This is a genomic window from Paraburkholderia phenazinium (assembly GCF_900142845.1).
GTDB lineage: Bacteria > Pseudomonadota > Gammaproteobacteria > Burkholderiales > Burkholderiaceae > Paraburkholderia > Paraburkholderia phenazinium_A.
This window is the reverse complement of the sequence record NZ_FSRU01000001.1, coordinates 1,187,469-1,204,127: the sequence shown is the minus strand read 5'-3', so window position 1 is coordinate 1,204,127 and position 16,659 is coordinate 1,187,469. Positions and strand designations below refer to the sequence as shown.

General features: G+C 63.1%; 15 protein-coding genes. 5 read left to right on the top strand and 10 right to left on the bottom strand.

All coding sequences use genetic code 11. The annotated features are described in order from the left end of the window. Positions 1-38: 38 nt before the first annotated feature. From BUS12_RS05205 to BUS12_RS05180, 6 genes are all read right to left on the bottom strand, one after another. The gene (locus BUS12_RS05205; RefSeq protein ID WP_074294555.1) at positions 39-404 is read right to left on the bottom strand and encodes a response regulator; all 366 of its coding nucleotides are present in this window, start codon (positions 402-404) and stop codon (positions 39-41) included. A 21-nt stretch (positions 405-425) separates the two neighbouring features. Next, complete coding sequence (locus tag BUS12_RS05200) at positions 426-1,385, bottom strand: chemotaxis protein CheX (protein ID WP_074294554.1); 960 nt, start codon at positions 1,383-1,385, stop codon at positions 426-428. A 25-nt stretch (positions 1,386-1,410) separates the two neighbouring features. Then, entirely contained in the window at positions 1,411-1,950 is a 540-nt protein-coding gene (locus BUS12_RS05195) for a hypothetical protein (protein ID WP_074294553.1), read from the bottom strand. Between the two features lie 8 nt (positions 1,951-1,958). Beyond that, positions 1,959-2,681, bottom strand: coding sequence for a methyl-accepting chemotaxis protein (locus BUS12_RS05190; RefSeq protein ID WP_074294552.1), 723 nt, complete (start codon positions 2,679-2,681; stop codon positions 1,959-1,961). A 74-nt stretch (positions 2,682-2,755) separates the two neighbouring features. Further along, positions 2,756-5,137: an ATP-binding protein gene (locus tag BUS12_RS05185; RefSeq protein WP_074294551.1), complete on the bottom strand. Its 2,382-nt coding sequence runs from the start codon at positions 5,135-5,137 to the stop codon at positions 2,756-2,758. Between the two features lie 301 nt (positions 5,138-5,438). Continuing rightward, entirely contained in the window at positions 5,439-5,753 is a 315-nt protein-coding gene (locus BUS12_RS05180) for a hypothetical protein (protein ID WP_437123855.1), read from the bottom strand. Positions 5,754-5,815: 62 nt separating this feature from the next. Between BUS12_RS05180 and BUS12_RS05175 the strand changes: the two genes are divergently transcribed. Continuing rightward, positions 5,816-6,331: an arsenate reductase ArsC gene (locus tag BUS12_RS05175; RefSeq protein WP_074294550.1), complete on the top strand. Its 516-nt coding sequence runs from the start codon at positions 5,816-5,818 to the stop codon at positions 6,329-6,331. Positions 6,332-6,545: 214 nt separating this feature from the next. After that, on the top strand, positions 6,546-7,553 hold the full coding sequence (locus BUS12_RS05170) for a flippase-like domain-containing protein (RefSeq protein ID WP_074294549.1): 1,008 nt from the start codon (positions 6,546-6,548) through the stop codon (positions 7,551-7,553). A gap of 85 nt (positions 7,554-7,638) precedes the next feature. On the opposite strand, the gene BUS12_RS05165 is transcribed toward BUS12_RS05170, so the two are convergent. From BUS12_RS05165 to BUS12_RS05155, 3 genes are all read right to left on the bottom strand, one after another. After that, positions 7,639-8,388, bottom strand: coding sequence for a glycosyltransferase family 2 protein (locus tag BUS12_RS05165; protein WP_074294548.1), 750 nt, complete (start codon positions 8,386-8,388; stop codon positions 7,639-7,641). A gap of 184 nt (positions 8,389-8,572) precedes the next feature. Next, positions 8,573-9,064: a GNAT family N-acetyltransferase gene (locus tag BUS12_RS05160; RefSeq protein ID WP_074294547.1), complete on the bottom strand. Its 492-nt coding sequence runs from the start codon at positions 9,062-9,064 to the stop codon at positions 8,573-8,575. A gap of 38 nt (positions 9,065-9,102) precedes the next feature. After that, positions 9,103-10,392, bottom strand: coding sequence for an Nramp family divalent metal transporter (locus BUS12_RS05155; RefSeq protein ID WP_074294546.1), 1,290 nt, complete (start codon positions 10,390-10,392; stop codon positions 9,103-9,105). A gap of 203 nt (positions 10,393-10,595) precedes the next feature. On the opposite strand from BUS12_RS05155, the gene BUS12_RS05150 reads away from it, so the two are divergent. Together BUS12_RS05150 and BUS12_RS05145 are read left to right on the top strand one after the other, a co-directional pair. After that, the gene (locus BUS12_RS05150) at positions 10,596-11,609 is read left to right on the top strand and encodes a YVTN family beta-propeller repeat protein (protein WP_083640250.1); all 1,014 of its coding nucleotides are present in this window, start codon (positions 10,596-10,598) and stop codon (positions 11,607-11,609) included. Positions 11,610-11,660: 51 nt separating this feature from the next. Continuing rightward, positions 11,661-12,677, top strand: a complete 1,017-nt coding sequence (locus BUS12_RS05145; protein ID WP_074297117.1) for a sterol desaturase family protein — start codon at positions 11,661-11,663, stop codon at positions 12,675-12,677. A gap of 58 nt (positions 12,678-12,735) precedes the next feature. On the opposite strand, the gene BUS12_RS05140 is transcribed toward BUS12_RS05145, so the two are convergent. Further along, positions 12,736-13,968: a DUF2252 domain-containing protein gene (locus BUS12_RS05140; protein WP_074294544.1), complete on the bottom strand. Its 1,233-nt coding sequence runs from the start codon at positions 13,966-13,968 to the stop codon at positions 12,736-12,738. A 462-nt stretch (positions 13,969-14,430) separates the two neighbouring features. Between BUS12_RS05140 and BUS12_RS05135 the strand changes: the two genes are divergently transcribed. Beyond that, positions 14,431-16,650, top strand: a complete 2,220-nt coding sequence (locus BUS12_RS05135) for a DUF6600 domain-containing protein (protein WP_074294543.1) — start codon at positions 14,431-14,433, stop codon at positions 16,648-16,650. Positions 16,651-16,659 lie beyond the last annotated feature (9 nt).

Sequence of the window (16,659 nt, the reverse complement as noted above, 5' to 3'; positions counted from 1 at the left end):
TTTTACGTGCATGCGCCGAATCACTCCAACCGCCGCAATCAGCCCGCCAGCTTGCGGAACGTCTCCAGCACCGCCTCACCCTTGAACGGCTTGACGATCCAGCCCTTGACGCCGGCGGCCTTGCCGCGTTCCTTCATGGCCGGGCTGCTCTCGGTGGTCAGCATGATCACATTGACCGTGCTGTTGCCCAGTTCGCCGCGGATCTTCTCGACCATCGTCAGGCCGTCCATATTCGGCATGTTGACGTCGCTGATCACGAGCTTGATGCCCGGGCTGCCCTTGAGCTTGGTGAGGCCGTCCTTGCCGTCCACGGCCGTATCCACGTCCAGCCCGTTCTTTCTCAGGAAGCCGGCCACTTCGTCGCGCACCGTGCTCGAGTCATCCACAACCAGAATTTTCGACATGTCTGTTTCCTATGGCATCAGTCAAAATAAATCGAGCTCGCCCGCGCCTATCGTCGCGCCGGCAGCTTGTTCGAATTCCTGAAAGTCTTCCGGCGACCAGCTCAGGCTGAAGGCAAAACGCTGATGCAGCGTCACCGTGCGCCCCGACTGCTCATCCTTCAACCGGTACGTAAAGCACAAATGCGGGCTCTCCGAACCGAATGAGATGTACTTCTGCTTATGGTTGATCAGGAGCGGCACCTGCACCTGACTATGCGACAAGCCGTCCGCGTCGCCCACGTAGCGATTCTTGAAGGCGCCCCAGATCAGATTGGTCAACTCGCCGAGCAGACTGTTCAGATCGCGGAAATCGGCCGCACCCTGGGACGTCTCACGCCGGTTGAGCAGATCGAGAATCGGCTCCTCTTCCGCCTGGATCATCATGTAGCCGCGGCACCAGGTGCTCTCCAGCGGAATCAGGCTGAACACTTCGCCGAAGATAATGCGGTCGCGCACAATACAGGGCGCATCCACCGCGACGTCCATGTCGCTGAAGAGACTCGCCAGCACCGCACTCGTCAGCTCCGCAATGCCGCGCACCAGCGCATTCGGATACTCGCGGTTGAAAATATATTCGTCGATCAGCTTGCGCAGCGACGCCATATCGCTCGCCACGTAGCTGCCGCACACCACCGCATCCAGCGCCGCCGGCACGTCGCCGGGCCCAGCGTCCGTGCCGCGTCGCATGATGATCGGCAACTCAGGCCGCGCCGCGTGAATCTTGCGCGCAATCGCGGCGCTCTCTTCGCTCGATCCGCCGTAGCTCCCGGAAACGAAGATCGCCCCCAGATCGAAGTTCGAGCGCAATGCCGACGCGAGCCGGCTTTTGGCCACCTTCACGCCAATCAGGTTGTTCTCGTCGCAGAACTGCCTTATCGCTTCGACGTGCGCCGGACAATCCTCAAGGACCAACACCTTGCTGACTGGCTTGTTCTCGTTCATCTCGCTTCCCTGCTTCCTGCACCATTCAAAACAGCTCGAGTTCACCGCTGGTATCTTCGACTGCGCTTACGTCGGCAACAAAGTCGATCGGCGCATGCGCGCACACGCAGACCGTTGCCCCTAAACCGACAGCATTGTTGATCGTGACCGCATACGAGGCCAGAAACTCCGGCTTGAGCGCCTCCAGGTAGGGCATGCAACGCGCGCTCAGCACATAGGGCGTCGACATGCCCAGATCCGGAAAATAATTCAGTAGTTCCTGGTTCACCGCGCCACAGCACAGGTTGCATATCTCCAGAAAGACTTCGAGAAACGCGCGTTCGGACTCTTCCTTGACGAAGTACTGATGCGTACGCTCGTCCTCGTCGAAATGAACGATCAGGAGCAGCCGGAATGCAATGCCCGAGATCGTCAGCACCACCAGGTTCGCATCGGGCAGACTGTGCGCGCCATGCGCGCCGGCCGGCACGATCTCGCAGACGTCGCCCGCATCCATCGTCAGACGCGACTTAGCCGCCTTGAAAACGATGCGTTCGATGCTGTCCTTCGCATGCGCACTGATCACGTCGATGCCTAATGAAGCGTGGATTGAAACTGGTTAGCCAACGACTCGACGCTGGAGAGCGAAGCGGTAATCATCTTGCCGCCCGCCTGGATGTCCTGGAAGGTCGCCGTGGTCGTCAGGTCGTTGCGATGCAGACTATCGCGGTAGCTTTTCGACAGTTCTTCGGAGCGCGCCGCCAGCGCCCGCACCTCGCTCGCCACCACCGCAAAGCCACGCCCCGCCGTGCCGGCGCGCGCCGCTTCGATCGAGGCATTCAGCGAAACGATGACCACATGGCGGACAATCGACGACAGCTCGCGATTCTTCGCGTGCATGTCCTGGTTTTGCGTCATCAACGAAATCATCTGCTCGTGCCAGCGCTCGAACGTACCGGCGAGACCTTTCAGACGTGCGGCTTCGGCGGCTAGTTGAGTGGCCTTGTGAGCAAGCTGGTCCTTACCCTCCAGGGCCGCCTTCAGTTCTGCGCGCACTTCGTCGGCGCTCGCCGACTGCTGCGTCAGTTCCGTACGCAACTGCGCGATCGAGGCTTCCAGCGCCTGTGTCTGCTGCTCGTGCAAACCGATCAGCTCGCTTTGCGCGTCGCCTGCCTGCGTCAGCGTGTGCACCTGCCGCTCCGCTTCGGAACGCAGCCGGCGCATTGCCCGTGCGCTAGCCAGCCGGTGCGCCGCCAGCGCCACAAGGGCAGTGACGACGCCGCCTGCCAATGCGCCTAAAAGATACTGTTGAATCACAACCCATCCTTCCGAGAGCCCATCGCAGCGATGAGCGCGTAGTTGGTCGCTCAGTTAGCAGACCATTGAGCGGCTTAATCAGCCAGCGTATCGAGCGGCAGCTCGTCCGCCTCGCCGCGCGCCGGCGTGCCGAGCGTGTCCACCGCGAGTTTTTCCGGCAGATTCACGATGGTCTGGAACTGACGGAAATCCGCGCCCTCGTGATGGTCGGTAAAGCGCAGCGCGATGCTGCCATGCTCACGCCGGAGGAAATCGCGCACCGCGTCCATGCCCACACCGCGCCCCGATACTTCGGTAACCTGATCGGCCGTGGAGAAACCCGGACGGAAAATCAGCTCGGCGATATCCTCGTCGCTCAGATGCTGGTCCGCTTCAATCCAGCCCTTCTCGATCGCCATGCCGCGGATCCGCTTCAGCGCGAGACCGCGGCCATCGTCGCTGAGCGTGATCTGCAGCGCGCCTTCGTCGACGCCCACTTCGATATCGATCGCACCCGCGGCCGGCTTGCCTTGCGCGCTACGCACGTCGGCGGCTTCGAGACCGTGGTCGACGGAGTTGCGCAGCAGATGCATGAACACGTTCTTCAACGCGCTGCCGGCCTCGCGGCGCAGGCGGTAACCGTTGTCGTCGATACGGACGCGCGGCGCTTCCTTACCCAGCTCCTGAGCCAGCGACGGCAGCGATTCGAGTACACCGGACAGCGCTTCGCCCACCGTTTCCGTCCCCAGCACGCGCAAGGTTTGCCGCACGTTCTCGCGCATCGACTGCAGCGCGTGCAGATCGTCGGACCTGGCCGTTTCGATCAGACGCAAGCTCTCCTGGATATGCGCGATGTCGACCATCAGGTAGCGCTCCGCGCTTTCGCGGCGGCTCGCGCCCTTGCGTCCGAGGCTGACTTCGTTGATCGTCGCGTAGCTTTCCACTGCGGCACGCACGCGCGCCAGTTCCTGCATCAGGCTGTCCTGGTCCCATACCTCGTCGGCTTCCGCGTGACGCAGTTCGTGGTAACGCTGCTCCGTCTCGTGCACGATGTTGGTCAGGTGCTGCAGGTTATAGGTCCGCGCATTGCCCTTGATGGTGTGCATGTTGCGGAACAATTCGGAGATCGCTTCGCGGTCGGCCTGCGAATGCTGGCGGATGATGCGCTCGTTCTCGTTGATAAAACCAGCCGAGCTCTCGATGAAGTGGTGGAACTTCTCTTCGCTCACCGCGAGAATCTCGCCGATCATTTCCAGCCTGCGCTTCTGCTCGCCCGCTTCGGCGGCCAGCTTGCGCAGTTCGGTCACGTCGCGCACGCACAGCATCAGGCGCACGATCGTATCGCTATCGTCGGTAATCGCCGACCAGTTCAGGTCGAGAATCTTCACGCGGCCGTCCGGCATGCGTTTGGAGATTTCCGTAACCAGCAGATGCTCGTTGAACGCGAAGTTGATGGCGTCTTCGCCGAGGCAGGCGTAACTCGCCGCGTCGACTTGCGACAACACGTCCGCGCCGAGGTCCGTATCCGCGAATACCAGATCCATCAGACTGCGGCCGGCAATGTCACGGGTTTCGAAGATGGCTTCCAGATACGCCGAGTACTCCGAATGAATCACCGCGCCTTCGATCACCGTCAGGATACCCTGCTGCATGTTCTGCAACATCGCCTGAATATCGGCGGTCTTCTGCTTGAGCTGGAGCGAGCTTTCCTGAATCTTTTCGATCATGCCGTTGAACGCCACGATCGAATGGCCGATTTCGTCCATCCGGCCCACCGGCACCCGGCGCGTAAAGTCCTGGCTCGAAGCGATCTCGCTCATCATGGCCTGCATGCGGGTCAGCGGACGCGTGATCTGGCGGTACAGCAGCGAGCCTATCGAGGTCAACAGGATGATCGCAATACCGGTGACGATGGCAATCGCGGTGGTGGTGGTCGAAAGCGTGCCGTTCAGCGTGGTGATCGCCTCATCCTTCTCGCGATTCTTTTCGATACGCAGCGTCTCGACAATGCCTTCGAGCTCGTCGCGATACTGCGCCACGTTCGCGAACAGATACGCTTGCGCCAGTTCGTTCTTGCCGGCGGCCTTCATCTTGGCCGTATCGTCGATGGCCGAGAAGTAGTTTTCGATGCTGTCGGCGGCCTGGGAGACGAGACCCTTCTGGGCCTGGCTCGCCGCGTCACGTGCCTGCAGCGCGAGAGCCTGCTGCAGCGCCGCTTTCTTGGCCTTGAGTTCGTCCTGTGCCTGCGCGACCACATTGCCGTCCGGCGCGTAGACCAGCGTCATGATGGCCAGTTGCACGTCCTTGACCTGCGAAACCAGATCGGCCGAAGCGAGCGCGCTAGGCACCACCCCTTCCGTCACCTGCTTGACCTCGGCGGCGCTGTGCCGGGTCTGGTAGACCGCATAGCCGCCAATCGCGGACAGTGCGACGAACATCAGGATGACCAATAGCGTGATGCGATGACGGATAGTCATGTATGCAATTCCCCGGGTGTAACGTGCGTGGCCTGCTCTTCATGAGAGCGGCTCGACCTTGTGATGTTGGTCGGTTTCGTCGAGCGCCACGATTATCCGGGATGGTATGTGACCGATCGATGACCAACGATCGGTCCCCGATCAAATCAACTGAGGAATCCGCAATAAATAGAAAGTAATTGTTGCGCATTCCGAATGCACGATATTTCTCTAAAGTTTCTCCTAAAGTTTTATTCAATCGTGCCGTTAACCTCATCCCTCATTCCGGCTCGGACGGGTCTCTCATCGTGTTCGTCGTACGCTAGTTCAACACCCTGAGACAGCGCCATCGCGCATCCATATCTTTGAGCAACGCAATGTAGCTGACGGCATGCTCGGTGCCGAGGCTCGCACTTGCGGCTTCGTTCGTTTCGTTCCACAAGCGCTCGAAACGATTTGCCGCCTCCGTTCTGGCAAGCGGCTGGTTCAACAGGACAACAAACGCAAACGACAGCTCTTCTACGGTTCGATGCATCGGCGAATGCACGGAGATCGATTTGGCAGAGTGATTCAAACGGCCCTCAGACGATAGTTTTGTTCTAAACGTGTCGCGCGGCGCGATGTCTGTCATCGGCACGCAAAACTCTTCTCGGAGAATTCTCAACAAAGTTTGTCACCAGAATATTACGGGGTGGTTCAATGAGCCGGAAGTGCAATGTGCTGTTCCTGTGTCGCGCCAATTCGGCGCGCAGCGTCATGGCCGAAGCGTTGCTTCGCGAACTGGGCGCCGAGCGCTTCGAAGCGTTCAGCGCCGGCATTGAACCCGCGGCAGACGTGCACCCGCTCACGCTCGCGCAACTGCGCCCCACCATGGGCGACCTCGGCAAAGTCAGGCCCAAAAGCTGGAACGTCTATACGACGGCGGACGCCCCGGTGATGAATGTGGTGATCGCCATGTGCGAAGAAGCCGGCGAGGCGCACGCGCCGGCTTTCCCGGGCAAGCCGGTTTTTTGCCAGTGGAATTTCGCGGACCCGCTGGAAGCAGCCGGCGACGAGGCCGAACAGAAGCGCGTATTCGAGCAGGTGTTCCGGCAGATCCTGCGCCGCATCAGCGTGTTCGTTGCGCTTCCGCTGCAGTCCATGCAGGCAGGCGAGCAACGTGTCGCGGTCAATTCGATGGACGAACACGCGCCGCCTTCGATCGCAAGCGAGTGAGCAAGCAAGCGAGTGCGTCGCAGCAGCCCTACGCAATGCGGAAAACGGGCGCAGGCGGCGCGCGCTTGCGCCTGTGCGGTCGTTGACTTAAAAGATTCATCCAGGCAATCTAGCATTCACTGTTCGCATTCGCGGAGCAGCCGGCCGATAACCGCGATCTCACGTCCCCCAACGAACCCACTCCCGTCAAGACAACTTGGAGCGTGCCCAACACATGACCCGCCTCCCCGTGCGCCATGCGGCGACGCTGCTGGCTGTGCTCGGCGTGGGACTGGCGATGGGCGCGCCTTTCATCCTGGGCGCACACGCGGTGCTGGCCGGACTGCGCAGCGTCTCCGTGCAGATCTTCGCGGTGCTGGCTGCGAGTGCCGCGCTAAGCGCCGCAGCGAAGGCCGGCAAGCTGCACCTGATGCAAACGGCGCTCGGACTCAAGCTGCGCTTCGCGCGCACCTTCACCGTAACCGTCGTCACCGATTTCGCATTTCTCGTCTCGCCACTGGGCGCGGCGGGCTATGGCGTCAACATGGGTTTGCTGCAGCGGGCGGGCGCGTCGTGGGCGCTCGCCACGACGGTGGTCGGCGCCGATCAGGCGCTCGATCTGACCTTCTTCGCCATCGCCGTGCCGATCTCGTTTCTGCTCGCGCTCGGTCCGCTCACCCAGGTGACGCCGAACTTTCCGTTGCCTGCGATCGTCGGCACCCTGGCAGGCCTCGCGCTCCTCGCGGGTGTGCTGTGGCTGTGCCGGCGTCCTGCCGCGGCGGCGCTGGACGCAGCCGGACGCCGCATAGTCTGGCTGCGTGCGCGGCGCGCCCGCTGGACCCGGTTTCGCCAAAGCGTGCGCCAGCAATGGGTGCTGCTGCTCACCGGCGGCCGCGGGCGGCTCGCCGCCCTGCTGCTGCTGACCACGCTGCAATGGCTGCTGCGTTATAGCGCGCTGTGGTTCATCCTGCATGAACTCGGCTACCGCTTGCCGCTTGGCTTTGTGCTCGCCGTGCAGGCCGTCGTCTTGCACGCGGCGCTCTGGACAGGCGTGCCGGCCGGCGGTGGCGGCGGAGATCTGGCGTTGGCGGCCGCGTTCGCGCCGTGGGTTCCGCGCGCGGCGATGGCCACCGCGTTGGTGCTATGGCGCTTTGCGACGCTCTATTGCCCGTTGCTGCTCGGTGCGCTGGGTTTCATTGCGCTGGCCTGGCGGCGCCGCCCTGTTTCGACCGTGGCGCAGTGAGGTCTTACCGCTCATCCGGCAGACCTCATTTCGTACCACGCTCCCAGCTCACCCTGCGATTCGCGCGGTGCGGGACCACGGGCAATCAAGCGGCCGTATCGCGCGGCTTCCTGATCCGTACCGAGAGTCGCGCACGGCCCGGATGATCGACCCGCAATGCGAATAGCTGCAGCGTCTGCGAAATCAGCGCAAGCGGATACGTGACCTTCAGCAGGTCGGCGATCATGCGCCATTCCGCGCGCACGCCCTTCCAGTAGCCGAGCTTTTCTGTCTTGCGGGCTTGCGTGACATGCGGCCAATGCGTGACCGCAATCGAAAGCCGGCGCGCGATGATGCGCCGGTTCATGAACACCTCGATGCCGAAGCGCGGCAAGCCGTGAATCTCCTTGAGCGCTTCGTCCAGCAACTGCTTTCTGACGACGCGCTCGCCCGAGACGAAATCGAGGCCGATAAAGCGGAAAATCAACAGGCTGTTTTGCCGCAGACTCATGCTGACGTCGGCGCGGCCGCTCAGCACGGGAGCGGCAAGCGCCGTGATGTGGTCGGGCGCCAGCCCTTTGAGATCGGCGTCGAGCAACATGAGCCATTCGTGTTCGGCGGCGGCGATGCCAACGGCCATCGCCGCGCTCTTGCCGCCGTTCTCCGCGCATTCGATCAGGCGTACCGAGGGGAAGCGCCGCACGATGTCGGCGGTGCCGTCGGTCGAACCGTCGTCCACGACAATGACCTCGCCCAGCAGGGGATGAACCGACGCCACCGCCAGAACAGCAGCGATACGCGGGGCCTCGTTATAAGCACAAATGATGCACGAAACGCGGTGACCTCTGGATGGCATAGAAATAGTCGTCGTATTGCGGGAGAAGGACAGCCCGGACAAGCGGCGTTTGGGAACGGCGGACAGCCGATTGTGACCGTGCTTTGTGACGGTGTCATCTGTTTCAGGACTGCCGTGCAGAGAACCATATGAAGAAGTCGCCAGCGTGACAGGCACGTGAAAATTCATGCGTCCCGCGTGCGGCTCAATCGGTCCTGACCTCGCGCGGCTGTAACGCATACACCACGTCGGGACAGCCTTCCTGGTTATCGCTGCCGTCGCCAAAGGCAATCGCCACGAACCCGTGCCGCTCGTAAAACGCACGAGCCCTTATGTTCTCCGCGAAACAATGCAGATGGACCGGCAAGTGCGCGTTCGACAACACTTCGCTCAGCAGACGCGTGCCAATACCTTGGCCCACCCTGGAGGGGAAAACATAGAGTTGATCGAGCCACAGCACACCGTCCGCTTCGGAGGTCGCCGCCATGCCGACGATCAACCCCTGCCCGGCCACCGCGACCGTCACGCGGCCGGTTGGGATCAACCAGTCGGCGATCCAGCAGCACACGGCGTAATCCGTGTGCTGGAGCGGCGCAAACGGCATCAATTCCTTGCGGGCCCTGAGAAATACGTCGGTGACACCCCCGACATCCGCGGACGTCGCCGCGCGCGTGATCACGTCTGAGTTCAACTTCATGCGGTTAAGGTTTGCGGTTCGTGTTTGCGGTTCCGCTGTCAGGTTTGCAGCAGCAGCACGACGTTCAACGCCAGCACGGCCACCGCCGAGGCGCAGGCCGCCACGATCATCAGCGGGCCGTTGCGATACCGACCCATCACCTTCTCGCGGCAGGTGAACCATACCAGAGCCGCCATCGGCACCGGAAGCGCAAAACTCAGCACCACCTGGCTGAGCACGAGCGCATGCGTCGCATTGACCCCCAATGCGACCACCACGAACGACGGCAGCATCGTAATGAGGCGTCGCAACCACAACGGAATCTGAAAACCGACGAAGCCCTGCATGATCATCTGGCCCGCCATGGTCCCGACCACGGAACTCGAAATGCCCGAGGCAATCAGCGACAGCAGAAAAATCCCCGCCGCGCCGATGCCGAGCAGCGGCGCGAGCGTGTGATACGCGGTTTCGATTTCGGCCACTTCCGGGTGACCTGCGTGAAACGCGCCCGACGCCATGATGACCATGGCCATATTGATCAGACCCGCAATGCTGAGGGCGATCACCACCTCGATATTGGAGAACCGCAGCAGCTTGACCCGCTCGCCTTCGTTTCTGGCAACGGTGCGGTTTTGCGTGAGACCCGAATGCAGAAAGAGCGCGTGCGGCATGACGGTGGCGCCGATGATGCCGACCGCAATCGTCACCGCGTCCGCATCCGGCAACTGCGGCGTGAAGAGATGGCCGAAGACGCTGGGCCAGGCCACCGGCGTGATGAAGAGTTCCGCCAGATATGAGAGGCCGATGATGCCGACCAGCGCGCCGATGGCCAGTTCAAGGGGCCGGAAGCCGGCCTTCTCGAACAGCAGCAGCCCATACGTGACGATAGCGGTGACGATCATGCCGGCCAGCAACGGCATATGAAACAGCAACGCGAGGCCGATTGCGCCGCCCAGAAACTCAGCCAGGTCCGTGGCCATGGCGGCGATTTCGCTCACCGCCCACATCGCGTAGACCAGCGGCGCGGGAAAATTGTCGCGGCACAATTCGGCGAGATTGCGCCCCGTGACGATGCCCAGTCTGGCGGAGAGCGCCTGAAACAGCATCGCCACCACATTGGCGAGCAGGACCACCCACAGTAGCGCGTAGCCGTAGCGGGCACCCGCCTGGATGTTGGTGGCGAAGTTGCCCGGGTCCATATACGCGACCGAAACCACCACGGCCGGTCCCGCGAACGGCAACACCATCGCGGCGCCGCGGCGGCGGCCTTCCAGCACCTCCCGGATCGCAAGCGCGGTACGCCCTGTGACCGTTGCGGGAGCGGTTTTGTCGCGAACCCGTTCGTCCATCCATGCCTCGCGCGGTTCGCCCGGAGAGTAAAAGAACGTATCCGGGCGTTTTGAATCGGCCCATGCGTGCTAATTTCTCACATTTGCCGCGAGCGTGCGTCATCGAAACCCGCGCGCGAAGCGTTAATGAACTGCAGCTCCGCTGCACTTCCATGAAGGCACAGCTTTTCGGTGTCGCTTTACACCTTCGGATACTTTACAGAATGCCTTACTCGCCGGTTACATTCCTTTCGAGAGCAACCCTGGCCGCCGCGGCCGTCTTCTCCCTGATCGGCCACCTGAACACCGCTTACGCCGCCGACCGCGTCATCGTGCTGGACTCGGGCGAGTCCGAACTCTCGCTGATCGACGAAGCCACCCATAAGGTCGTCGGCACCGAGCCGACCGGCAAAGAGCCGCATCACCTGATGATCACGCCGGATGGCAAGTCGCTAATTGTCGCGGACTCGGTCTCGAACAACCTGATGTTCATCGACCCGCATACGGGCGAAGTGCAGCGCACCGTCGACGGGATTGAAGACCCGTACCAACTCGGTTTCTCGCCGGATCACAAGTGGTTTGTCACCGCGGCGCTGCGTATGGACCGCGCCGACATCTACCACTATGACGGCACCAACATGACGCTCGTCAAGCACATCCCGCTTGCGAAGACGCCCAGCCACATGACGTTCGGCTCCGACAACCGTACCGTGTTCATGACGCTGCAGGACTCCGGCGAGCTCGCCGCGATCGACCTGCCCACCCAGACCGTGCTGTGGAAAATGCACGTAGGCAACGAACCGGCAGGCCTGTGGATGACGCCTGGCGACAAGTACCTGCTGGTCGGCATGACGGGTGAAGACGACGTGGCCGTGGTCGACTGGCGCAAGCAGCAGATCGTCAAGAAGATCCATACGGGCCGCGGCGCGCACAACTTCCGCAATCTCGACGACGGCAAGCATGTGGTGGTCTCGAATCGGGTCGAAAGCACCATCAGCATCATCGACTACACCACGCTCACCAACGTCGGCGACATCACCGGCCTGATGCCCGGACCGGACGACATGGAACTTACTCCGGACAAGCGCTATCTATGGGTGGGGTTCCGCTTTGCGAAGCACGTCGGCGTCATCGACCTGACGACGCGCAAGCTGATCGACACCATTGCGGTGGGCCGTTCGCCGCACGGCATCTATTTCGACAACCGTGCGCCGGTCATTGCGCCGAACCCAGACTAAACCGCCTGGCTGTTGCAAGCCTTGCATGACTCGCTATTCACGGGGATTCTGATGTTCCATGAAATCGTCGCGCAACTCGACAACATGGTGTCGGCGCTGCAGACGCTGCTGTATGTCGACGTAGTGCAGCCGTTTTTCTATCGCTTCGGCCTGATGGGTTACGACGAAGACACCTATGACGCGCTCTACTGGGTGATCATCGGCGCGCTTGAGATCGTCGTCACCTATCTGGCGTTGCGGCCGCTCGAAGCGTTGCGCCCTATCGAACAGTGGCAGGACCGCAAGGCGCTGCGCGCCGACGTGATCTACACCTGGATCGCCAAGCTGGGCATCATCAATATTGCGTTCTTTTTCATGCTCCAGCCGCTGTTCGATCACTGGCAGAGCCTGATCTCGATCTACAACGTCCCGAACATCGATATCGACAGCCTGTGGCCAGGCGTCACCGATCAGCCGATCGTGTCGTTCCTGATCTACCTAGTCATACTCGATTTCGCCGGCTACTGGTATCACCGCTGGCAGCATCGGTTCGGCGTGTGGTGGGAATTGCACGCGGTGCATCACAGCCAGCAGCAGATGTCGTTGTGGAACGACGACCGCAACCACTTTCTCGACGACATCATTCAGGCGGCGTTTTTTGCGGCAATCTCGCTGTTTATCGGCGTGCAGCCGAACCAGTTCGTCGTGCTGGTCGCCGTCAGCAACTTCATGCAGAGCATCCAGCACGTCAATGCACGCTTGCCGTATGGCTGGCTGCTCGAGCGCCTCATCGTCAGCCCGATCTTTCATCGCCGTCACCACGCGGTGGGCTACGGCCATGAAGGCACGAAGTACGGCTGCAACTTCGGCGTGCTGTTTCCGTGGTGGGACATGCTGTTCCGTACCGCTTCGTGGAACCGCACGGTCGAGCCGACCGGCATTCGCGATCAACTGCCGGCACCGCATGGCGACGGCCGTTCCTACGGCCAGGGCCTGCTCGCGCAACAATGGCTGGCGCTTGCGCGCATTGTCGCGCGCCTGACCGGCCGGCGTGCTTATGCGCCGGGCACCACTGACGCCGCAAACTGATCTGTTCGCGCGGGGCGGCCTGCCGTCCCGCGCGCTTCATCCTCGCCGTCTCTTACGCCTACGCCTTCTGCGTCTTCGCGGCCGCGCCCAATGTGCCGAACGCGCCGCTGTCGTACGCCGCGCAATACGCCTTCCAGTCGTCGATCACCTGCGCCTCGCATTGCACCGCCAGTTCCACTAGCGGCATCTGCCAGTCCTTGCGACAGCCGAACGCAATCAGTTCGTCCGCAATCGCCGAACCCTGGCGGCCGCCGCTGCGCAACTGCGCCCACGCGCTCAATTCCGCCATGTTGTTGACGACCGCTTCGAGCCGCGGCAGCTTGCCGTCCCAGTCGCTCAACGCGACGCGGTCTTCCGAAGGCTGCAGGCTGCGCAGGACATACGGCTGCTGCCTGAACGCGACAGCATGCAGAAAGGCCTGCGAGACCGCCTGGGAGCGCCGCTGGATCGCCACCACGCGCTCGGCTTCGGTGCCCCATCCGGGCTGCTTCGTCTTGACACGCGGCGACACCGACGATGGCAGCGCCTGCTTCAGGTCGAGCAGATAGTTGCCGTCGGGCGAGCCCTTGCCCTCCACCAGCATCACATAGCGGTCGACGCCGAGACTGCCCGTGCCGGCGATGCGGCGGGCCACGTCGATGACGCGGTAAAACTCCGGGCTGTCCTGATGGCTCGCGAATTCGTCCATGAACGCCGTGACCTCGGCGCGGGCCTTGTCGCTGACCGGCAGCGCCTTTTTCCCGTCGACCCGCAGCACGCGCTTCTTGCCCTTCAACTCCGTGCGCCGGTTCAACAGGTCGACACGCGAACTCTTGCGCAATGCATCGAACAGATCGCGCACCATGCCCTGCGAGGTTTCCTCTTCGATCCAGCGCGCCTTGCCGACACTCAATGCAGCGGCGTACGCATCGACTGCGGTGTGACACAGCGCTAGCGCTTCGGCGCGGCTCACATGCAGATCGGCGGCGCCCACCAGCACACTGGTCAACAAGCGAATCAGTTCGAACAGGCTCGGCGCGAGACAGGCTTCGTCGAAGTCGTTCATGTCGAAATAGACGAGACCGTTATCGGCCTTGTAGCTGCCGAAGTTCTCCAGGTGCAGGTCGCCGCAGATCCACACCGGCGGCGCGGCTTCCAGCACGCTGCCGTGCGGCAGCCGATGGTAGAAGAGATGGCACGTGCCGCGCAGAAAGACGAACGGCGAGGTCCGCATAAGCTGGTATTTCATCGCCAGCCGCTCGGGTTCCCGTCCCGTGTTGAAGCTTGCAATCTCCGTGGCGATGTCGATCATGTCCGGTTTCCTTTCCCTGTTTCAATGAGTTTCGATGCGTTTCGATGAGCGTCGCAGGACGTCGATGAATGTGTCGGATGTCTGTTGGCCCATGCGGCCAGGGCAACGACGATACCATCAACACGCGCCTATCGCGCGGCGTCCAGACGAGTCGCGACGCCACACGCCATACACCACGCACAAGGCATCTTTGCATCGATCCGATTACGCATTGATTGCATGTCCTTACAATCCAGCCCGCGTCGAGATCGGGCCTTACAGGAACGCAACGTGCTGCCGTAGCGGTCACGCTTACGGCCCGCTCACAGCCCACTATGCAGCGCTCACATTTCGTTGCAAACTCGCGTCCCGGTTACAACGCGAATGTCATCCGCTCCCACGTTCGCGGCGTTAGCCAGTTGGACGCATGCATAAGGGCCGCCTTCGGGCCTGACCAAAATGAAACCTTCGGAGCAGCCGATAATGACAACAACCTTCCACCGCATCCGCGCCACCGCGCTCTCGGTCTCTGCCGTTCTTGCCATGATCCCGCTCACGGGGCTGGCTCAGGTGCCGTCGCCCACCGCCCCCGCCGCTGCCGCAGCCGGCGATCCGCCCGACCGCGTCGCACGTCTGAATTACTTTGCCGGCACTGTCACGCTGGAACCGGCCGGCCTGACCGACTGGTCCTACGCCGTGCTGAACCGGCCGCTCACGACGGGTGACCAGTTGTGGGCCGACGCCAATGCGCGCGCCGAGCTGCACGCCGGGTCCACCGCGTTACGGCTCGATCAGCAGACCGCCCTCGACATCGTCAACCTGAACGACACGATCACGCAGTTGAAGGTCACGCAAGGCACGCTGTCCGCGCATGTGCGCGCGCTGCCCGCCGGCCAGAACTTCGAAATCGACACGCCCAACGTGGCGCTCGTCGCCACCGCGCCTGGCCTGTTCCGCGTCGACGTGGCGGCCGACGGCAGTTCGACCACCGTCACGGTGCGCGCCGGCAACGCCACGCTGTATGGCGACGGCGGTTCGTTCCAGATGAGCGCAGGTCAGCAGATCCAGTTTGTCGGCACCAGTCTGCAGCAACAGACCGGCGGCTCCGCTCCCGCGCTCGACGCGTTCGACCAGTGGGTCGCTACCCGCGATCGCGCGGAAGACAACTCGATCTCCGCCCGCTACGTGTCGCGCGAGATCCCCGGCTATGAGGACCTCGACGCCAACGGCACGTGGCGCAGCGAGCCGAACTACGGCGAAGTGTGGGTGCCGACCACCGTCGCGACCGGCTGGGCGCCGTACCACGAGGGCCACTGGGCCTGGGTCGCGCCGTGGGGCTGGACATGGGTGGACGATGCGCCGTGGGGCTTCGCGCCTTTCCACTATGGCCGCTGGGCGTATATCGACCGCTCGTGGGCCTGGGTGCCGGGTCCGGTGGTGGTAACGCAGCCGCCGGTGTATGCGCCGGCACTGGTGGCGTTTGTGGGCGGCGGTGGCGGTGGCGGCGCGCATTGGGGCGTGGATCTCGCCATCGGCGGCGCAATCGGCGCAGGCGTGGCGTGGTTCGCACTCGGACCGGGAGAGCCGTGGCATCCGGCGTATCACTACAGCCCGACGTACTACAACCGCATCAACAACGTGAACATCACCAACGTTCACAACACGACGATCATCAACAACGTCACCAACATTCACAACACGTACATCAATCAGAACGCGCCGGGCGCCATCACCGCCGTGCCGGCGAATGCCTTCGTGCGCGGCGAGTCCGTCGCGCAGGCGGCACGTCCGTTCAATGCGCAGGCGTTGGCTCATGCGCAGATCGGCGCCGGCGCGCCGGCCATCGCACCGGTTCAGCAGAGCTTTGCCGGCGCCTTGCGGCCGGCCCATGTCGGCGCACCGGCGGCGCTCGCACAGCGCCAGGTCGTGGCGACCCGCGCGCCTGTCGTACCGGCCGCGTATCACGACGCGCTCGCCCAACGCTTTGCGGCGGGTGGCGGCAAGGTGCCGGGTGCGGGTGACCCGGTGGTGCGCACCGCGGCGCCGGCAGCCTTTGCTGCGGCTGCGGCGGCCCATCCGGGCAAAGCGGGTGCGGTCGCGGCCCCGGCAGGCTTTCGCGTGATCAACCGGGCGCAGGTGCACCCGGTGGGTCCGCAGGGCGCGCCGGGACACGGCAATGCCGCGCAAGCTGAGGCTCATGCGCCGAACCCGGCCGAGCAGCAAGCGCACGCGCCGAACGCCGCGGCACCGAAGCCGGAAGCTGAACAGCCGCCGCGCACGAATGAGGCTAACCCGGCCAACGAAGCACACGAGAACGGTGTGCCCCGTCCGCAAGGCGAAGCTGAGGACGGCCAACCGCAAGCACAAGCGCACGACGCACGGCCGGCTGAAGGCGCTGCGCCGGCGCCGCGTGCACCGGAAGGCGAGCACGCACAGCCCGAAGCGCAACACGCAGCCGAAGCGCCGCGCGGCCAGGCCCCCGGCGGCGAAGCACAGCACGCGGAAGAAGCGGCGCCGAAGCAGCACGCCGAGGAAGCCGCACCGGCTCCACATGCGAACCCGCATCCGGCCCAGCAGCAGCATGCCGCTCCGCACCCGGCACCGCATCCGGCGCCGGCGCAGCGCCCTCACCCGCAGCAACAGCCGCATCCGGCGCAGCAGCACAAGCCGGAGGCTGAGCATAAGGACGAGCATCCGAAATAAGCTCGTCGC